This is a genomic window from Xanthomonas sp. DAR33341 (assembly GCF_003992815.1).
Classification (GTDB): domain Bacteria; phylum Pseudomonadota; class Gammaproteobacteria; order Xanthomonadales; family Xanthomonadaceae; genus Xanthomonas; species Xanthomonas cissicola.
In genome coordinates this window covers 239,459-258,971 of sequence record NZ_QEYV01000012.1, presented here as the reverse complement: position 1 = coordinate 258,971, position 19,513 = coordinate 239,459, and the positions used below count along the sequence as shown (strand labels likewise).

General features: G+C 66.6%; 19 protein-coding genes. 6 read left to right on the top strand and 13 right to left on the bottom strand.

The features are described from left to right. Positions 1–414: 414 nt before the first annotated feature. From EO156_RS03185 to EO156_RS03175, 3 genes are all read right to left on the bottom strand, one after another. The gene (locus EO156_RS03185; RefSeq protein WP_005929416.1) at positions 415–1,416 is read right to left on the bottom strand and encodes an arabinogalactan endo-1,4-beta-galactosidase; all 1,002 of its coding nucleotides are present in this window, start codon (positions 1,414–1,416) and stop codon (positions 415–417) included. A 426-nt stretch (positions 1,417–1,842) separates the two neighbouring features. Continuing rightward, positions 1,843–3,165, bottom strand: coding sequence for an XVIPCD domain-containing protein (locus tag EO156_RS03180; protein WP_016850790.1), 1,323 nt, complete (start codon positions 3,163–3,165; stop codon positions 1,843–1,845). Beyond that, positions 3,162–3,761: a hypothetical protein gene (locus EO156_RS03175; protein WP_005923806.1), complete on the bottom strand. Its 600-nt coding sequence runs from the start codon at positions 3,759–3,761 to the stop codon at positions 3,162–3,164. Before EO156_RS03175 ends, EO156_RS03180 begins: the two co-directional genes overlap by 4 nt. A gap of 219 nt (positions 3,762–3,980) precedes the next feature. On the opposite strand from EO156_RS03175, the gene EO156_RS03170 reads away from it, so the two are divergent. From EO156_RS03170 to EO156_RS03155, 4 genes are all read left to right on the top strand, one after another. Continuing rightward, positions 3,981–6,005 carry a SpoIIE family protein phosphatase gene (locus tag EO156_RS03170; protein ID WP_078585835.1) on the top strand — a complete coding sequence of 675 codons (2,025 nt, stop codon included), beginning with the start codon at positions 3,981–3,983 and terminating at the stop codon, positions 6,003–6,005. Next, on the top strand, positions 6,002–6,433 hold the full coding sequence (locus EO156_RS03165) for an ATP-binding protein (RefSeq protein ID WP_016850558.1): 432 nt from the start codon (positions 6,002–6,004) through the stop codon (positions 6,431–6,433). Before EO156_RS03170 ends, EO156_RS03165 begins: the two co-directional genes overlap by 4 nt. After that, positions 6,430–6,849, top strand: coding sequence for an STAS domain-containing protein (locus tag EO156_RS03160; protein WP_003483275.1), 420 nt, complete (start codon positions 6,430–6,432; stop codon positions 6,847–6,849). Before EO156_RS03165 ends, EO156_RS03160 begins: the two co-directional genes overlap by 4 nt. Before the next feature lie 186 nt (positions 6,850–7,035). Beyond that, positions 7,036–7,659, top strand: coding sequence for an HAD hydrolase-like protein (locus tag EO156_RS03155; protein ID WP_016850557.1), 624 nt, complete (start codon positions 7,036–7,038; stop codon positions 7,657–7,659). Positions 7,660–7,804: 145 nt separating this feature from the next. On the opposite strand, the gene EO156_RS03150 is transcribed toward EO156_RS03155, so the two are convergent. From EO156_RS03150 to mdcA, 9 genes are all read right to left on the bottom strand, one after another. Then, entirely contained in the window at positions 7,805–8,524 is a 720-nt protein-coding gene (locus tag EO156_RS03150; protein WP_016850556.1) for a GntR family transcriptional regulator, read from the bottom strand. 78 nt (positions 8,525–8,602) lie between these two features. Continuing rightward, positions 8,603–9,958, bottom strand: coding sequence for an SLC13 family permease (locus EO156_RS03145; protein WP_016850555.1), 1,356 nt, complete (start codon positions 9,956–9,958; stop codon positions 8,603–8,605). 87 nt (positions 9,959–10,045) lie between these two features. Beyond that, positions 10,046–10,966, bottom strand: a complete 921-nt coding sequence (gene mdcH, locus EO156_RS03140; protein ID WP_029827989.1) for a malonate decarboxylase subunit epsilon — start codon at positions 10,964–10,966, stop codon at positions 10,046–10,048. Between the two features lie 229 nt (positions 10,967–11,195). Continuing rightward, on the bottom strand, positions 11,196–12,065 hold the full coding sequence (mdcB, locus tag EO156_RS03135; RefSeq protein ID WP_016850587.1) for a triphosphoribosyl-dephospho-CoA synthase MdcB: 870 nt from the start codon (positions 12,063–12,065) through the stop codon (positions 11,196–11,198). Further along, the gene (mdcG, locus tag EO156_RS03130; RefSeq protein WP_016850586.1) at positions 12,062–12,703 is read right to left on the bottom strand and encodes a malonate decarboxylase holo-[acyl-carrier-protein] synthase; all 642 of its coding nucleotides are present in this window, start codon (positions 12,701–12,703) and stop codon (positions 12,062–12,064) included. The genes mdcB and mdcG overlap by 4 nt, the downstream gene beginning before the upstream one ends. 2 nt (positions 12,704–12,705) lie before the next feature. Continuing rightward, a complete protein-coding gene (mdcE, locus tag EO156_RS03125) occupies positions 12,706–13,410 on the bottom strand; it encodes a biotin-independent malonate decarboxylase subunit gamma (RefSeq protein WP_003483259.1) in 705 nt (234 codons plus the stop codon). Then, a complete protein-coding gene (locus EO156_RS03120) occupies positions 13,401–14,303 on the bottom strand; it encodes a biotin-independent malonate decarboxylase subunit beta (RefSeq protein WP_015471677.1) in 903 nt (300 codons plus the stop codon). Before EO156_RS03120 ends, mdcE begins: the two co-directional genes overlap by 10 nt. Before the next feature lie 124 nt (positions 14,304–14,427). Continuing rightward, positions 14,428–14,745 carry a malonate decarboxylase acyl carrier protein gene (mdcC, locus tag EO156_RS03115; protein ID WP_016850335.1) on the bottom strand — a complete coding sequence of 106 codons (318 nt, stop codon included), beginning with the start codon at positions 14,743–14,745 and terminating at the stop codon, positions 14,428–14,430. Between the two features lie 9 nt (positions 14,746–14,754). Next, complete coding sequence (gene mdcA, locus EO156_RS03110) at positions 14,755–16,401, bottom strand: malonate decarboxylase subunit alpha (protein WP_016850334.1); 1,647 nt, start codon at positions 16,399–16,401, stop codon at positions 14,755–14,757. Between the two features lie 187 nt (positions 16,402–16,588). Between mdcA and EO156_RS03105 the strand changes: the two genes are divergently transcribed. Beyond that, positions 16,589–17,125: a PadR family transcriptional regulator gene (locus EO156_RS03105; protein ID WP_029827984.1), complete on the top strand. Its 537-nt coding sequence runs from the start codon at positions 16,589–16,591 to the stop codon at positions 17,123–17,125. A 238-nt stretch (positions 17,126–17,363) separates the two neighbouring features. Next, a complete protein-coding gene (locus EO156_RS03100) occupies positions 17,364–18,158 on the top strand; it encodes a siderophore-interacting protein (RefSeq protein WP_016850501.1) in 795 nt (264 codons plus the stop codon). Between the two features lie 82 nt (positions 18,159–18,240). On the opposite strand, the gene EO156_RS03095 is transcribed toward EO156_RS03100, so the two are convergent. Continuing rightward, entirely contained in the window at positions 18,241–19,512 is a 1,272-nt protein-coding gene (locus tag EO156_RS03095) for a histidine-type phosphatase (protein ID WP_029827982.1), read from the bottom strand. Position 19,513 lies beyond the last annotated feature (1 nt).

Below are 19,513 nucleotides of genomic sequence, written 5' to 3'. Positions count from 1 at the left end.
GTACAGGCCCCCGTAGGAGCGCACCTGGGCGCGAGGGCTTTCTCGGTAATGCCTGTCGCGCCCGGGTGCGCTCCTACGCGATGGCGTGGTCTGTGGGTGCGGCTGGGTGCCCTCGCCAGGACATCCCAGCGGCGGGTGCCGCCCCGTAGCAGCGCACCTGGGCGCGACGGCTTTCTCGGTAATGCCCGTCGCGCCCGGGTGCGCTCCTACGCGATGGGGTGGTCTGTGGGTGCGGCTGGGTGCCTTCGGCGGGACATCTCCGCGGCGGGTGTCGCCCCGTAGGAGCGCACCTGGGCGCGACGGCTTTCTCGGTAATGCCTGTCGCGCCCGGGTGCGCTCCTACGCGATGGCGTGGTCTGTGGGTGCGCGCCAAGAATCCCCCACGGCGGGCGCCGCCCTGTAGGAGCATGCTGGTCAGAACGCTTGCAGCGCTTCGGTCAGTTGGCCGTTGTTGTTGACTGCGCCCATGGTGTAGCCCTGCCAGCCGGGGTAGGCGTTGGGTTCCCAATAAAACACGCCAAGCACACGCGCGCCGATGCTGCTGCTGCGGCTGAGCAGGTTGCTGAGCATGGCGCGGGTGGTGGCCGCTTGCTGCCAGTCCATGCCGACCTCGGAAATCACCACATCGCTGCCGTAGCGCGCAATCATGTCGCGCATGTTGGTGTCCAGGCGGCTGTTGTAATCCTGCCAGCTGCCGACGGGGGGGTAATGCGACATGCCGATGACGTCCCACTTGCCGCCTGCCGAGCGCAGGTTGTCGAAGAACCAGCGGAAGTTGGCGTTGTCGTAGCCGTTGGCCAGATGCACGACGACCTTGGCGTTGGGATACACCGCCTTGGTGGCGTTGTATCCGCTGTTGATGAACTGGCCCAGGGTGGCGAAGTTGGGCGTCTTGCCCTCGTTCCACAGCATGCCGCTATTGATCTCGTTGCCTACCTGCACCCAGCTGACGGTGATGCCGTTGTCCTTGAGATATTTGAGGATGCCCTGGGTGTGGCTGTAGACATCGGTATTGAGCTGAGCGACGGAGTGGCCGGCCCAGGCCGCAGGTTTGGTCTGTTTGCCCGGGTCGGCCCAGCTGTCGCTGTAATGGAAGTCGATCATGATGCGCATGCCTTGCGCGGCGGCGCGCTTGGCCTTGTCCAGGGTGTCGCGGCCATCGTTCCAGCCGCCGGACGGGTTGACCCACACGCGCAGGCGAATGGCATTGCCGCCGACATCCTTGAACAGCTTGATGAAGTCGGTGGTGTTGCCGGCTGCATCGCGAAAGACCTGCGGCGGATTGTTGGCGGCCTGTTGATTGAGCCAGCTGACGTCCGCGCCTTTGGCGATGCCTTGCGCGCTGACGCCGGCGCTGCACAGAGACAGCAGCAAGATGAGCCATACACGGTGGTAGTGCCTGCAAAAAATGGTCATGGAACGCTCCCTTGATCGATGAGTGTCGCGCCGGGTGGCGCCTTGCTTGATCCCGCTGCCTTGTCTCGTGCGCGCGTGCGCAGCGTGACAAGTGCCTGGCCGTGCATCGCTGCAAATCCGCGGCGATTCAAGCATGGCCGTACAGCCCGATTGAGGCCGCTATAGGTACGGGCGAGTTGTGGCATATCTCGACGCAGGAAAAGCTTGCGTTCGCAGACCTCGTGCCGGCCGGTTGTTGTGCAGATGCAGCAGCGGCGGTGCGCGTTACTGCGCGAACGAACGCAAAAACGCCGGGCAGGCCCGGCGTCTTGATGCAACGTTCGATGGTGGCGATGTGCAGTCCGGGCGGCGTGTGGCATGGGCGGCATGGGCGGCAGCCGGGTGTGTCACTGCACGCAAACGCGGCAGCTCCATGCCCCGCTCCCCTTAGCCCAGTGCGCGTGCGCCCTGCTGCTGTTGCTGGGTCTGCGATTGTTGCTGTTCCAATACCGCCGACTGACGCGCCGCGTTTTCGGCAACGCGTTGGCTGCTCTGTTCCAGCGGAGTATTCATTGCCGTCATGGTGTCCACGCTCACGCGCAGCTGTGCCGGGTCGTCGACGCGGCCCTGCACGGCGAAGGTGCGTGCGGCATCCGGGCTCATCATCACCGCATCGATGCGCCGGCCACCGGCGGCATGCATTTCCGATGCGAGCGAACCCGATAACTGCGCACTGTGCTGGTCGGGCGTGCGCCCGGCACGTGCGTCCTGCGCATGCACGCCGCGCTGGGCGTCCTGAAACAAGCCATTGCCCACGTGTCCGGGTTGATCGATCCGCAAGGAGGTGTGGCCGTTGCCATGCTCGCGTGGGTCGCGTTTGGCCGGCTCGCCCGGCGCGAGCGGGCCGCGGATGGCGTCGATGGCGTCCTGGCCGAGGCCGCGCGCGCTGCGCGTGAGGATGGTGGTACCGGTGCGCAGCCCATCGATATCGCTGCGGTACTCCTCGATCATGCGCTTGTTCTGCTCCGCAAGCGGGCGCGCGTTGGGGTCCCTGAGCGCAGAATGTTCGCCCAGAAAGTTGCCCAGCTTGTGCGCCCCGAGCGAGCCGCCGGCAGCAACCAGCGGGTAATCCGGGATCAGGAAGTTCGCCTTGCTGTTGCTGTAGCCGGCACCGCTCAAGGTGGCGATCTCATCTGGCTTGGCATACATGCGTACCTGCCCGAAGTGCGGCGATGCCGCGCTGACCGGGTCCGATGCCATGACGTGATTGATCACGCTATTGCCACCCTCCGGAATGCGGTAACTCAGACTCGCCGCGCCGTACGCGTTGAAGGTTTCGCCCTTGAGGTCGTAGTGGTGTGCGGACACCTGCGCAAGCGCACCGCCGAGCGAGTGGCCGGTGACGGTGACTTCCGGCGTACGTCCTTCTTCCTTGCCGAATTCCTTCGCGTAACCCAAGGCATGCTTGGTCAATGCCAACGCATCGGCTGCCTGCGGATTAGTCCGCGAGGTGACCATGGTGGCGTCGGTGAGAATGTCGTTGGCCGCACCTTCGGTGCCCCGATGCGCAACAACGATTTCGCCACTCCCCTCACGGCGGTAGATCGTGCCCTGGTAGCCGGTGGATTTATGGTTGACATGCTCGAGGACAGCGTAGCGCTGTCCTTCAATTGTGACGATCTCTTCTTGCCCCGGGGCGCGGCGGCCTACCGCACGATCCTTATAAACGTCATCGGAGAGACCGGCGTATTGCGGTGAAGGAATGCTCATGGCGCAACTTCCTTGGCAGCCAACGTGATGGTGAACAGCTTGTCGCGAATCTCTGGCTTGAACTCTTCGATATTGCGCTTGCCCATATCAGGGAAATCACTCATTTCCGATCGCGGGTAACGCTCCCTCCAGTAGTACTTGCTCGATGCTTTCTGTCCAGTCACGGTTGCGGCTTCGATAAACGACAAGAACCGCGTCTCTTCTTCGGCACCGGTGGCCTTGAGCAGCACGCTGGCGCCGCTGAATTCCCAATGGCACACGCCGCGACCGTAGTAGTCCTCGTCCTGCATCAGATCCAGATACAGGGTGCCGCGGTACTCGGTCTCGGAAATCTTCTTGAGCGCCACAGTTTCCTGACTGGTGATGCGGCCGGCCGTGCCGGTTTCCGGCTGGATCCTGCCGCATTCCTGCTCGTTGCTGACATCGTATTGCGCCGCAGCCTCCACCAGGCCAAACGCGCCGGGCGCCTTGTCCAAGGTGAGCGTGACCTCGTAGGCCTTACGCGGGCTCGGATTCAACCTGGCAAGACCGCGGCCGCCGGCCTGAACGTCGGCTGCTGCAGTGGCCTCGGTGGCGGAGGAATGGGTCTGGGTCATGCTGGTCTCCGGGGAGTGACAGGCCGTAAGCAAAAGGGCCAGCAGGCTTGGGGTCAACATCTGGCGCAAGGCCGGCCTCCGTGGCAAGTGGACGGCCAATCTAGTCCGCTCGCGTTCGGCCGGTCAATCGCGACCACGTGAGGATGAGGCTGCTAGAGAGTTGTGCATGGCAGCAAAGCTGCCATGATCCAGCGCAGCTGCTGCCACGAAGAGTGCGCCATGCGCAATCGCCCGCGATCACTGCCACCCCGGACATCGGTCGCCGCGCGCATGCCGTGGCGTCGCAGCTTGCGCATGCGTGTGCTGCTGGCGGCCACCGCGGTGCTGGTGGCCTTGCTGACGGTGCTGGGCACGGTGTTCTACCTGGGCGCGCGCGCCGAGCTGGTGGACGCGGCGCGCACCGAGGTGGATGGCCTGACCGAACAGACTGCGCGCAGCCTGGCGGCGATGCTGGATTCGGTGCAGGTGAGCGGGCGCACGTTGGCGGCCAGCAGCGGCGGGGTCGGCCTGCAGCCGTTCAATTTGCGTGCATTGCTGCTGGCCACGCTCACCGGCGATCCGGATATCGGTGCAGCGCGCCTGATCATCGAGCGGCGCACGCAAAAGGCCGGCGACACCGGGTTTGTCTGGTACGTGCATCGCAACGGCACACGCGTGGCGGAAAAATCCGCGCTGGAACTGGGGTACGACTATCGGGCGATGCCCTGGTATCTGCGTACCCAGCGCGAGGGCCGGGCATGGTGGTCCGAGCCCTACATGGACGCCAATGGCGGCGGCCTCTACACCAGTTACAACCTGCCGCTGCGCCGGCCCGGCGATGCGCCCGATGCCGCACCGGTGGGCATGGTCAGCGTGGATTTGCCGTTGCAGCACCTGCGCGAGATCATCGATCAGCTGCCTCGCGATATCGGCATCCAGACGATGCTGCTGTCGCCGGAAGGCCTGCTGGTCTTCAGCCCCGACCCGGCACTCAATCTGCGCCACTCGCTCGCGGCCTATGTGGCCCGTTCGCGCCCGGACCTGCGGCCATTGCAACGCGCCTTGGCAGCCGGCCAGCCGATTTCGTTTTCGCATACCGCGCCCGACGGCGAGCGCTTTCTGACCCATAGCGCAGCGGTGGGGCGCAGCGGCTGGACCTTCGTGTTGTCGGCCTCCGAAGGCTACGTGCTGGCCGGTCTGAACTGGCTGGCGGCATGGGTGGCGCTGGCCGCGCTGCTGGGCGCCATGGTGTGGTGGTGGTTGATGCGGCGGATCACGCGCAAGTTGACGCGACCGATCGAAGAACTGACCGACACCGCCGAGCATTTTCGTCGTGGCGAATTCGAGTACCCGTTACCGCACATCGAACGCGACGACGAGGTGGGCGTGATGGCACGCGCCTTCGACAGCGCACGCGATGCGATCCGCCACCACATCGCCGAGATCGGCGAGATGACCGCCGCGCGCGAACGCATGCACAGCGAACTGCAGATTGCGCGCGAAATCCAGCAGGCGATGCTGCCTTCCGGGCGCACCTTCGACCGCGCCAGTTCGCATCTGGAAACCTGCGCGTGGCTGGAGCCGGCCAAGGCGGTGGGCGGGGATTTCTACCACTTCGTGGAAACCGAACCGGGCCTGCTGTGGTTCGTGGTGGGCGATGTCTCCGACAAGGGCGTGCCGGCGGCCTTGTTCATGGCGCGCGCGGTGAGCGTGCTGGAGATTGCCGCGCGGCGGTACACGCGCCCGGATGCGATTTTGATCGCCGCCTCCACGCGGCTGGCCGAAAACAACGAGACCTGCATGTTCGCCACCGTGCTGTGCGGCCTGATCAACGTGGTGAGCGGCGACTACTGGCTGGCCAGCGCCGGGCACGAGCCGCCGCTGTTGATCGATATCGACGGCACGGCACGGCCGTTGCCGCTGGAAACCGGCGCGCCGCTGGGGATCGAGCCGCAGGAGTCCTATCCGGTGCTGCAGGGCCGCATGAGCGCCGGGCAGACCTTGCTGGGCTACACGGATGGCGTGACCGAGGCGATGGACGAGCGCGGCGCCAGCTACGGGTTGGAGCGGTTGCTGGCGGCGCTGCACCCGCGCCGCAGCGCGGCGGCGCAGTGCAAGGCGGTGATCGCCAATATCGCCCGTTTCACCGGCACGGCCGATCCGTACGACGACATCACGCTGCTGGCGATCCGGCTGCGCCAGGAGCATGCTGGGCGGGTCGCACACGCTGGCCGGGACGCGCCCGGAAAGGCAACGACTGCATGAAGCTCGAGTTGGCCATCGCGCCATCGCTGGCCCAGCTGGCCGGCGCCAACGATGCGCTGGAACGGTCGCTCACGCTCGAGGGCCTGCACGCCGAGCGCATCGGCCAGGTGCGGTTGATCGTGGAAGAGCTCGGCTGCAACGCACTGACCCACGGCCAGTGCGCCGCACAGCCGCTGCGCCTGCAGCTGCAGCTGGACGCCCAGGCGCTGGTATTGGAAATGCACGATGCGGGCAGCGCCTTCGACCCCTGCGCCGCGCCCATGCCCGAGGTGACCGACGAGCTCGACGACCGCGCCATCGGCGGGCTGGGGTTGTTTTTGGTCCATCAGTTCGCCGATCACATCGACTACCGCCGCGATGGTGCATATAACGTCGTGCGCGTCACCCTGCTGCACCCGTACGCCCCTGTCCCCGAGGCCCTGTCATGACCACGCTCGCCATTCAGATCGACCCGCCGCAGGACACCCGTCAACGCGTCATCCTGACCGGGCGCCTGGACACCCACACCTACCAGGATCTGGACGCGGCGCTGTCGCCGCTGCTGGGCACCCTGATCACCACGCTGGTGCTGGACCTGAGCGCACTGGAATACATCTCCAGCGCCGGCATCCGCTGCATCTTCAAGGCGCGCAAGGCGCTGGCCACGCGCCAGGGCAAGGTGCTGGTGAGCAACCCGCAGCCGCAGATCCGCAAGGTCTTCGACATGGTCAAGGCGGTGCCGTTGAGCGACGTGTTCGCCTCCACCGAAGAGCTGGACGCGTACCTGGCTGCGATGCAGCGCAAGGTGATCGAACAGAGCGCGCAGAGCGATGCGCCGATCGTGCCGCACTTCGCCGAAGCCTGAGCGCAGCTGTCCTACCGACGGCGCTCGCCGCCGGGCGGGCGCTGCGAGCCTTCCTTCAAAGCTGACGACTGCGCGCCACGTTGCTGTTACCGCGTGACATCGCCTGCGCGCACATGTGGTTACCTGTGTGCGTGGGTGCCGGCATCATCCCTGGTTAGGCTATGACGCCCTGCCCTGCGCGTTGCCATGCCCGCCCTGATCATTTTCGATTTCGACGGCACGCTTGCCGATTCGTTTGGTTTTTTCCTGAGCACGCAGCGGCTGCTGGCCGAACGGCATGGCTTTCGCGCGGCGCAAGCGCATGAAGTCGACGATGCCCGTCGATTGAGCACGCGCGAATTGCTCAAGGCATCGGGCCTGAGCACGTGGCGCGTGCCATGGGTGGCGGCCGACTTCATCCGGCTCATGCGCGCCGCGCCACCGGTGGCGTTGTTTCCCGGCATTGCCCACACCGTGAGCGCGCTGCATGCCCGGGGCACCCGGCTGGCCGTGGTGTCGTCCAACTCCGTGGAGAACGTGCGGCGCGCGCTAGCCGCAGAGCTGAGCGCCACATTTGCCGTTATCGAAGGCGGCGCGCATCTGCTGGGCAAACAACGCGCCTTACGTCGTGTGCTACGTGCCACCGGGCACACTGCGTCGCAAGCGGTGTATGTGGGCGACCAGGTCGCCGACTGGGAAGCCGCACAGGTCGTGGGCTTGCCGTTTGCCGCAGTGGCGTGGGGCTATGCGCATCCGGACGTGTTCGCCGGGTTGGCCGGAACGCAGTTGATCGAACGCGTGGAAGACTTGCTTGCGTTGAGCGGGGAATAGGCGGCGGGGATGGGGGATTGGCAATCGGGCATTGCCGGTGATGGGTGTCGACGTCCCCTCATCCGCCCTTCGGGCACCTTCTCCCGATGGGAGAAGGAAGTGCGATCCCGGTGCGCGTGGTGATGCGCCCGGACAGCGCCAACGTCTACACCCCACCGACCCGCGGCAACGGCGCCGGTACGTTCAACATGCCGCCGGCCGCGACATACGCTGCCAGGGCCTGGCCCTGGCTCAGCAGGTGCCCGTGCATGGTGCGCTCGGCGCCTTCGGCATCGCCGCGTCGCACGCAGTCCATCAGTTGGCGATGCTCCGCCAGCGATTGCGCCATGCGCCCGGGCGTGAGCAATTGACGGCCGCGGTGCATCTTCAAGATGCGGTGCAGATCGTGCGTCACCCGGATCAACCAGGGATTGCCGGCGTACTGCTGCACGGTTTCGTGGATCAGGTAATTGTTGCGGTAATACTCGGCCACATCGCCGGCTGCCGATGCGGCTTCCATTGCCGCATGCAGCTCTTCCAAGCGCTGCACGCCGGACGCATCGATGCGCTTGACCGCATCGTGCGCGCAGCGGCCTTCCAGCATCGCCATCACCGGGAATAACTGGTTGAGGTCTTCCAGCGTCAGCCGGGTGACCCGGCTACCGCGGCCGGCATCCAGTTGCACCAGGCCTTCGGCAGCGAGCAGCTTGAGACTTTCGCGCAACGGCGTGCGGCTGATGCCGAGTTCTTCGGCCAGGGCCGGCTCGTCGATCCACTCGCCCGGCGGCAGCGCGTACTCGTAGATCTTCTGACGCAGGCGCTCGGCCACTTCCTCGTACAGCGGCACGCGCTTTTTCGAGGCGCGCGAATCAGGAGCGAGGGTCATGGCGGGCAGGCTGTCGGCATCGGGTCGGGGCGCCCATTCTACGTGGGCGCCACGCTGCGCTGTGGCGTGCGGACCGCATCACAGCCAGCCCGGCACCACGAAGACCAGCCACGCCGCCAGCGGCCCCAGCAACACCACCAGGCCGCTGTAGATCAGGAAGCGGCGGAACAGGCCGTCGCGTTCTTCCTTGGCGGCCGAGGCCACCACCAGCGCGCCGTTGGTGGAAAACGGGCTGACATCGACGATGGTGGAGGACACGGCCAGCGCGCAGATCACCCCGGCCGCGCCCAACTGGCCCTGCATCAGGAAGGGCACCGCCAACGGAATGGTGGCGCCCAGCACCGCTGCCGATGAGGCGAATGCAGAGACGACACCGCCGACGTAGCAGACCAGCAGCGCGCCCAGCAGTGGCATGCCGATGTGCGACACGCCGGTGCCGATGTAGTCCACCGCACCGGATTTTTCCAGCACGGCGATATAGGTCACCACGCCGCTGATCAGCAGCACGGTGGACCAACTGATGCCGTCCACCGCGCCTTTCTGCGCGTTGGGCGAGATCAGCGCCAATGCCACCGCCACCGTGATCGAGACCAGGCCGACGTTGAGGTTGTAGATTAGCGCAGCAACGCCCAGACCCAGCAGGCCGATCAAGGTGATCACGCGGTCGCGGGTGATCGACACCGCCTCCAATGCCAGCGGGTCGGTGGACAAGGTGCCGCCGCCCGGCGCCACCAGCGCACCATGCCCTTCGATCGCGAAGCCGCGGTGCGATGCCTGGTCGCCGGCAACCGCAACGTACTGCGCATCGGCCAGCGACAGTTCCTGCCGGCGCATCAACTTCAACCCACCGAAGGCGCAGAAGCAGATGATCGCCATCATCAGGTTGAAGCCCAGGCTGGTGAGAAAGACCGCCATCTCGCTGACGTCCAGCCCGGCTTTTTCGACCACCTTGTTGGTGATGCCGCCATACACGCTGATCGGCGAGAAACCGCCGCCTTGCGCACCGTGGATCACCAGCAGGCCCATCATCAACGGGTTGATGCGGTACTGCTTGGCGAAGCGCAGCGCCACCGGCCCGATGATGGCCACCGCTGCCGGCCCCAGCGCACCGAAGGCGGTCAGCAGCCCGGTGATGACGAACATCACCCAGGGGATGGCGACGATGCGCCCCCGTACCGCGCGCACCGCCAAGTGCACCAGCAAATCGATGGTGCCGTTTTTCTGTGCGATGGCGAACAGATAGGTAATGCCGACCAGGGTCAGGAACAGGTCGCCCGGAAAGCCGGCCAGCACTTCCTTGCCCTCCAGCCCCACCCACACGCCGCCAATGATGAAGGCCAGCGCGAAGGCCACCGCACCCATGTTGATGGGCAATGCGGTGGCGACGATGAACATGATCACCAAGCCAAGAATCGTTGCAATTTGCGGGGTCATGCGCCCTCCCAGACACCTGATACGCGTACAACACGGATGGCCGCCCGCCACCCTGGGGTCACACCGTGTGCAGCACCTGCCTGATCGTCATGCCGCGCGCTCGCACGCAGCCATGACCCATTCGAGAACACCGTGGGTGCTGTGGAATTCGTCCACCGAGCGCGCTTCGCATGCCGGCAGCACCTCGCGCGCCATCCGCGCCAATGCGCTGCCGGGGCCGAGTTCGAGGAACACGCGTGCGCCGCGTTCGGCGGCTTGTACCAGCACGTCGTACCAACGCACGGTCTGCGCGATCTGTCTGGACAGCGTGTCGACCACCAAGGCCTGCGTACCGACCGTACGTGCATCGATGCCTGCCAAGACGCGCAGCCTGGGCGCGGCGAGCTGTGCGGTGGCCAGTTCAATGGCAAAGCCTTCGGCGGCCGCGCTCAACCACGGCGTGTGCGCCGGCACGCCGACCGGCAGCAGCGTGACGCGCGCACCTTGTGCGCTGGCAGCCTCGCCAAGCGCCTGCAATGCAGCGCGCGGGCCGCCGAGCACGGCGTGATCGTCGCCGTTGATGATGGCCAGCGCCGCGCCGTGCGTCTGGCACAGCGTTTCCAGGGCGCGCAGTGGCACACCGATCACCGCCATCAGCCCTGCCTGCTGCGGGCTGGCCGCATCCATCAACCGGGCACGCGTCGCCGCCAGCTGCAGGCAGGTGGCGATGGACATGCTGCCGGCCACCGCATGTGCGGCAAGCTCGCCAACGCTATAACCGAGCACCAGCAGCGGCGTGGGGAGTTGCGCACACAGTGCCTGCCAATGCGCCAGCGTGCCGGCGCAGACCAGTGGTTGAGCGATGGCGTTGGCGTAGCGGCCCGGATCTGCAGCCAGTGCTTGTGGTGCGACGCCAAGCACGCGCTGTGCGCTGGCGAAGACGGCGGCCGCCGCAGGCGCGTCTGCGACACGCGCGAACATCTCGGCGTGTTGGCCGCCTTGGCCCGGGCAGAGCAAGGCCAGGCTCATGCGGTGGCCTGACTGCATTCGCAGGAATGTCGTGCGCGCAGCCTGTCGTGTTCCGGATTGCGCGCGATGTGCCGCCGGGAAACCTGGACGCGGAGATTGACCGAGGGACAACGTGCGCCGCTTGTCGCGACGGCAGGCAGGTCAGCAGCCGTTGCGGCTGCGAGCAAAACGCCGCGGCATTGCCGCTTCGCAGGCACCACCTGTTTTGCAGCCAGCGAGCAAGCGCGGCTCATGCCAGCTCCTGCCGATGCAGGAACCATGCACAGGCCAGCAGATCCGCGCTGCCGCCAGGGCTCAGGCGACGGGCGACAAACTGCTGGCCGATGGCATGCAACTGCGCGCGCCACTGCGGGTGGGCAATGCCGCCGTCGGCAAGGAAGGCATTCGCCTGCGCCTTGGCGAATGCCAGGCCTTCCGGCCCGCCACGATGCAATAGATTGAGATCGTCCACCTGGGCGATGAGCTGCATCAGGGTCTGCACCAGCGCCGCTTCACGCGTGGCACCCCCCGCAAGCGCGGTACGCAACGCAGGCAGGGCGATCTCGCGCAGCACCGGATACCCTGCCGCGGCTTGTTCGCGCACGCCACTGATGCGGTATTGCGCACGCACGCGCTGGCCATGGCTGTGCGGGTCCAACGGTGCAGCCTGCAATGCATCGCGCCAGGCGCGTACGCCATCGCAGACCTGTTCTGCAGTGGGGCGCCGCCGCTGCTCACCGCGCAGGCGTGCAGCCTGCGCAGTGAGCAGGCCCAGGCTGAAAATCGCGCCGCGATGGGTATTGACGCCACAGGTCGCGCGCAACATCGCGGACTCGGCCGCGATGCCCAGCTCGCGAAGCCGCTCGAACGGCGCGTGGTCGATGCCGGCCTGGGCAATGGCGACAAAATAGCCACGCAAGGCGAACAGGCTACGCACGAAGGTGGCTGCATCCATGTCGGTGTGGCTGCCGCTGTCGAACGGCGTCACCAAGCCCGGCTTGGGCGCACAGGCCAGTTCTGCATACAGGGCGCCAACCGCCAGCCGGCCGAGCTGGTAGGCAGCATCGCGCGGCAGTGCAAGCGCACTGGCAACCCAGTGTTGCTGCAGCTGTGCGCTCATGCCGCACTCCGGGCCGGAAACAGCGCAGCACGCGGCAACAGCCGGCAGTCCTGGTTGGATTTCACCAACACCTGTTGCGCGTTGCCGGCGTACTCGCGCCAGTTCACCGCGTTGTCATCGGGCAACCGCAGCTCGCCATCGGCACGCAGCCCGTGCTGCTGCTCCCAGCGCTGCACCAGCGTGAGCACCGCGCACGCTTGCTCGGGCGTCTGGATGGACCACAGCAGATCCAGATCCGATTGCGCATGCACATACGTCAGGCCGGTCAGGGCTTGCCAGGCGAAGCTCCCGAAGACGTGCGGGTGCAACGCATGCGCGTGCGCTTGAGCGAGCAGGGCCTGCAGTGCCGGCTGCACCGCGACAGGCGCATGTGGCATCACGGCATCCAGTGTCAGTGGAGCGGTGCAGCGTGCGATACCGGCCACGTGCGCCTGGAGGGCCAGACGCTGCTTGCCTTCACTGGGCGGCAGCGGCACGCCGAGCCGCAGGGTGCCTGGTGCCTGACTGCCATCGCCACGCGCCACCACCGCTGGCAGGCCGGCCCCGAACCACTGCTGCAGCCGTGTCTGCGCGCCAGGCGTGACGGCCTGCCACTGCGCATCCTCGCGTAACCACACCAGGGCGTGGCGGCCGGCCATGCTCAGGCCTCGCCCGCAACCACGGCGCTGGCGACATCGCGCGCCAGCGTGCGCCCGCCGCGTTGCGCGCCGCGCGCGCGGCGCTGGTCGCCGTCGACCGGGGCAGCCAGTGCGTCGAGCAGCGCCTGCGCCAGATCGCCCTCCCACAGCGATTCCACCGCGCCCATGCGCACGTAATTTTCCACGCCTGGCGCGAACACCGGCGAGCTCTTGCTCAACGCCTGCAAGGTGTCGACCGATTGCTTGGTCACGCGCGCCATCGCGCGCAGATCCATGACCCGGATCTGCGCATCGGGCAATGCATGGATATGGTCGGCCATCAAGCCGAACGACAGGAACCCACCGCTGACCGATTCGCCGTAGACCAGCGTGATCAGCCGCGCCCCGCGCCTGCGTGCCAACTCCAGCGCACGTGCCAGATGTGCGAAATAGCCGTTGATGCCGAGTAATTCGTCGCGCCGTGCCAGCCGCTGCCCGGCAGTGTCGGCCAGCATCACGATCGGGCGCTGCGGGTGAGCGCGGGTACTTGCCAGGACAGTGGCAGCCAAGGCCAAGGCGTGATCGACACCGACTTCGAGCTTGTTGGCGGTACCGATCACGGTGACGTCGCCAGCGGCGGTGGTTGCACTGCCGGTGAGCACATCGTCGTTGCGCGCGATGGCGTGACCGAGCGGAAACAGCTGATCGAGCAAGCGGCTCAGGTCCATGGAAGGCTCCGGTCTGCGGTTGCGGCAAGAAAGGCCTCGGTATCGAGCAGCGGCAGGCGCTGCGCATCGACAATGCCCTGGCGCGTCCAGATCTCCAGTCCGTCGCGGCAATCGCCGTACGCATCGATGCGCGCTGCCAATTGCTGCTGCGCACGCTCCAGCGCCTGCAATGCGGCCTCACCCGTCGCTTCGGTGAGTGCATCGAGGGTAGCCAGCGCCGCATCGGCGAAGGCATCGATGCGATCGGCCACCAGCGTTTGCGCCTCGCCCAGCAGGTAGCGGTGTTTGCCGCCGGTCACGCGCCACACCAGGGCACGGTCGCGCGCGTCGAACTCTTCCACCCCACGCACGGTTTCGATCACGTCCGGGCCGGACAACGACAAGCGGCCTTCTTCGGACATGATCACTGCGCTGCAGCAGCGCGCCACGATGCCCATGCCGCCGAACGCACCGTTGCCGCTGCCGATCAAGGCCAGCACCGGCACACCGGCGGCACGCGCGCTCAAGGTGGCTCGCATGATTTCGGAGATGGCGATGAGCCCGGCATTGGCCTCATGCAGACGCACGCCGCCGGTGTCCAGCAGCAACAGCACCGCTGCCGGCTGCGTGGTTGCGGCGCGTTCCAGCAGGCCGGTGAGTTTGGCGCCATGCACTTCGCCCACGCCGCCGCCCATGAAGGCGCCTTGCTGCGCAGCGATCAAGACATTGCGGCCGCGTAAGGTGCCTTCGCCCACCACGATGCCGTCATCGAAGGCGCCGGGTGTCTCCAGTTGTGCCAGATGCGGGCTGATCAGGCGGCGCCGCGGGCCAACGAATTCGCGAAGGCTGCCGACATCCAGCAGACCATCGATACGTTCGCGGGCATCGGCTTCGTAGTAGCTGCGCTGGGCCATGGGAACGGTGGTGCTCATGCGTATCTCCCGATCGCTTGCGTAGGAGCGCACCGGGGCGCGACTGAAGCCTTACCGGGAATGCCCGTCGCGCCCTGGTGCGCTCCTACCGGGTGACAGTGGCGGCTCATGCGTCGGCTCCCTCCAGCACATCCAACGCTTGTTCCAGGCGCAAACTCACCACCGCCGGCGTGGCGCCGACATCGTTGATGCTGATGCGTACGTCGCGCAGTGGGTGACGCGCGGCGAAATCGTCCAGCACTGCCTGCCAGATCGCGCCAAAGCCGCGTGCGGCGGTGAGGATGTCGATTTCCATCGCGCCCTCGAGCGGCACGCGCTCGACCAGCACTTCCAGATTGCCGGAGGCCACGACACCGACCAGCGCGTGTTCCAGCCCGGCGCGTGCGCCACGCTGTCCGTCAAAGCGATATCGCAGGGTTTCCATGCTATGCCCTTACCAATTGCGAAAACGTTTCGGCGGGTCGTACAAGCCGCCGGACCAGCGCACCAGGTCCTTGACCGTACGCGCTGCAAGCAAATCGCGCGTGGCATCGCGCGGGCGAATGCCCAGGTCGTCCGGCCGCTTGATGACGCCGCGGTCGCGCAGGTTTTCGACCATGCGCCTGTCGCGCCCCAGGCCCACCGCGGTATAGCCGGACACGCCACGGATTGCCTGCTCGCGTTCCTCCGGCGTACGGCACAGCAGCAGGTTGGCGATGCCTTCTTCGGTGAGCACGTGGCTGACATCGTCGCCGTAGATCATCACCGGCGGCAGCGGCATGTTGGCGCGTTCGGCCAGTTTCCAGGCGTCGAGTTTGTCGACGAATGCCGGCGCCATGTGTTCGCGGAAGGTCTCCACCATCTGCACCACCAGCTTGCGCCCACGCGGCATCTCGCCCGGCGTTGCCGCTTCGCGCCCGGCCTTGAGCCAGGCAGCACTGGCATGCCGGCGACCACGCGCATCCGAGCCCATGTTGGGCGCGCCGCCGAAACCGGCGATGCGGTCGCGCGTGGCGGTGGAGCTGTTGCCCTGCAGATCGATCTGCAGGGTGGAGCCGATGAACATGTCGCAGGCATACAAGCCGGCGGTCTGCGACAGCGCGCGGTTGGAGCGCATGCTGCCGTCGGCGCCGGTAAAAAAGATGTCCGGACGTGCGGCGATGTAGTTTTCCATGCCCAGTTCGGAGCCGAACGAGTGCACCGACTGCACGAAGCCCGATTCGATCGCCGGGATCAGCGCCGGATGCGGATTGAGCGCCCAATGCCGGCAGATCTTGCCCTTCAACCCCAGCGATTGGGCGTAGGTGGGCAGCAACAGCTCGATCGCGGCGGTATCGAAACCGATGCCGTGATTGAGCCGATCCACACCATATTCGGCATAGATGCCCTTGATGGCCATCATCGCCATCAACACCTGGATCTCGGAGATCTGCGCCGGGTCGCGGGTGAACAGCGGTTCGATGTAATTGGGCTTGGGCGCCTGGGTGACGAAGTCCACCCAATCGGCGGGAATATCCACGCGCGGCAGGGTGTCGAGGATTTCGTTGACCTGCGCGATCACGATGCCGCCCTTGAACGCAGTGGCTTCCACGATCACCGGCGTGTCTTCGGTGTTCGGGCCGGTATAGAGATTGCCGTGGCGATCGGCCGCCTGGGCGGTGACCAGTGCGATGCGCGGGGTGAGGTCGATGAAGTAGCGGCCGAACAATTCCAGATAGGTGTGGATGGCACCGATTTCGATGCGGCCTTCGCTCACCAGCCCGGCCAGGCGCGCGGCCTGCGGGCCGGAGAACGAAAAATCCAGGCGCTTGGCGATGCCGTGCTCGAATACATCCAGATGCGCGGCAAGCGACAACACCGATTGCACCATGTGCAGGTCATGCACGCGCGCCGGATCCACCTCGGTGAGGCAACGCGCCAGGAAATCGGCCTGCTTCTGGTTGTTGCCTTCCAGGCACACGCGGTCGCCGGGCTCGATCACCGCCTCCAGCAACGCCACGACATCGTCGGCAGCCACCACACGCCCCTGCGGCGCCAGCGCGGCGGCCCGCTGCAAGCGCTGACGCCGGCTGTCGGCCTGGGTGTCCCACTGTCGACTCATGCCTCTGCCTCGCCGGGACGAGCCCGTAATGTCAAAGTAATTACATCGTAATTATGAGTTACACGCGTGTCTAGCCGCGTTGCAGCATCCGGTTTTGGCGACGGACAGGCGGTCAGCCATCTGAGAGCCGAGCGCTTGTGTATCGGCCAACTTCGATATATCGTTTCTCCATGCTTCGATATATCGAATGAAACAGCGCCCGCCCGTCAGCCCAACGGCCGATCTCGATGCAGCGCCTGCCCGCGCCCGCGGTGCCGGCGTGCGCGGGCGCCCGCTGGAACACGGCGATCTGCGCCTGCTGCTGCTGGCGCTCATCGCCGAGCGCCCGCGCCATGGCTATGAGCTGATGCGGCAGATCGCAGCGCTCTTCAAAGGGCTGTACACGCCTAGCGCCGGTGCGATTTATCCGGCATTGGCGCAGCTGGAAGCCGCCGGCTGGGTGCACACCGATCTGGATGCCGGCCGCAAGCGCTATCAGGTCACTGCCGCTGGCAGCGACCACGTTGCACAGCAACGCGATGCGCTCGATGCCGCACTGGCCCGCACCCATCGGCGCGCGCGCGAGCTGATCAAGTCGCAGACGCCGGCCCCGATTCGCGAGGCGATTCATCGCATCAAACATGGCCTGTTCGCGCGCCATGGGCAATGGAGCGAGACAGAAACCGCGCGGATTGCTGCATTACTCAACGCCGCCGCCGACGGCATGGAGCGCGACGACGACTGAGGGGGTGTGCGGTAACGCTTGGGCTCGGCCGACAGCGATCTGCCAACCGCGCAGGTCGATTCTGCCCCCGCGGGCACTTCTCCCGCAGAGAGAAGGCAAGCCCACTGCGCTGGATGACATCGCACCACCATGGCAGGTCGCCACTTGCCACCTCATTGCCGGATCACGCATCGATTTCATAACGCTCCATCTCCCCCGCACCGCCGCGCATCCATGCGGCACTCCAGGAATTGCACCCATGGCTGCACACACCAATACCCAACTCCGTCGCGACCCACGCCTGCGCTCCGTGCAGGTGCGGCGTTGCGAAGCGATCACCCCGCACATGCGCCGTATCGTGTTCGGCGGCAGCGACCTGGCCGGCTTTCAAAGCGATGCGCCGGACGATCACGTCAAACTGTTCTTTCCCAATGCCGATGGCGCTTTCGTCCTGCCGACCATGACGCCGGACGGCCCGCGCTACGAAGAAGGCGCGCTGCCTTCGCCGGCACGCGACTACACGCCACGCTATTTCGATCCGCAGAGCGGCGAGTTGAGCATCGACTTCGTGTTGCACGGTGACGGCGTGGCGTCCAGTTGGGCCGCGCACGCACAGCCGGGCGACCCACTGAAGCTCGGCGGCCCGCGCGGCTCGTTCCTGGTTGCCGATGACTACGACCACTACGTGCTGATCGGCGACGAAACCGCGCTGCCGGCGATCGGCCGCTGGCTCGAGGCGATGCCCACCGACATGCACGCGCAGGTATTCATCGAGATCGCCGATGCCGCCGAGCGGCAGGAACTGCTCAGCGCGGCCGAGGTGCGGGTGAACTGGCTGGAGCGCAATGGCTTCGATGCCGCCAGCAGCACCCTGCTGGAAGACAGCCTGCGCGACTACGAGCCAGAGGATGGCGATACGTTCTACTGGATCGGCGCCGAATCGATGCGCGCGCGCGCCATGCGCAAATTCCTCGAAGACCACCTGGGTGTGGACAAGGAGTGGGTGCGGGCGAAAGGCTACTGGAAGGCGCGCGGCGAGCACGGCGAGGAGTGAGTGCCCTGCGTGCACGCAGCGCGCGTCGGCTCTAAACGCATCGCTGCGCCGCTTCTCCCGCACATGCCGTGCATGACACGCGCTACGGTGGCACCGGCCAGGACTGCATGGCCGGCAGCGCCACTTGCACCTGGGCCGGATCGATGCGCGTGCGCAGCCAGGCCGATGCAACCGGCAATGGACACAAGGCCTCACCGTGGCAACCGGGCAACACCAGCGTGGACGAGGCCAGCGCCTCGTCATCCAGGCGCCCGCTGCGCAACGCCGACAGGCTTGGCATCAGGGTCCGCACGCGTAGCAAGGGCGCGCCGTCGCGTTCGAGCAGGTCCAGCACCAATGCGCCGCCGGGCGGATAGTCGTCGGGGCGATCGCTGCGATGCCACTGCACGCCGAGCAGCCCGCCAAGCGTGGCCAGATTGGTGTCGTGGCCCACCAGCACCAGCAACCGCGTGGAGGGCGGCGCCAGTGCCGCCACCGACGGCGTTTGCCCGACCGCGGCCTGCACAGTGGCCAGCAGATGCGCGAGCAGGTTGGATGCCGCCGCCGTGGCAACCGGCAACGGACGCTTGCTCTGTGCGAACGAGGTGTTGTGCAGGGCAAGCAATTGCGCCACCGCGGCGCGATCCACCCGGCCCCAGCCCAGCTGCGCCGCATCGAAGCCTTCGACGTCTTCCAGCATCAGGTTCTCGGCCAGTCCACCGGCCAGCTTCAGGGTGCTGGCCGCGGCCGGCGAGCCGTCGCGCGTAGCCGGCTCGTAGAGCAGCCGGGTAGGCGGCGGCGTGGCGCAGCGCCCGTGCTGGCAGGCACTCAACACCGCCTGCAAGTGCGCCAGCTGCGCGCGCGTCTCAGCCTCCAGCCGCACCGGCGGTGCGGGCGCCTTGCCGCCATCGAACAAGGCGTTGCGCTCGCCTTCCGGCAGGGCCTGGTAGCGCATTGCGCAGCCAGGCGCCATGCCCTGCAGCAGCGCCTGCGCGCTGGCGTGGTTGCGGGCAGCGCTGTCGGCGATGGTGACGATCTGTTCGGTGCCTGCGCAGCCACTGGCCGCCAGCCCGAGCGGCGGTGCCAATCGCAGGCGATAACGTGCGCCCAGCGCCTGCATGCCCGCCCGTCCGTGCGGCGTCAGCTGGCCCGCAGCCACCGGCCAGTGCGGCCATGGCTGCGCGCTGTAGCGATCCAGTTCGCTGCCGGGCTGGGTCGGTGCACGGATGCCATGCCGCACCAGCACGATGGTCAGGCGCAGGTGCGCGGTTGCCGCGGCGGTCTGTTTTGCGCAGACCGGTTTTGCCATCGGCAGACAGAGCGCCAGACCGAGCAGTGCGTGCCGCATCGTCCTGGCAAGAGAGTGATTGCGCATG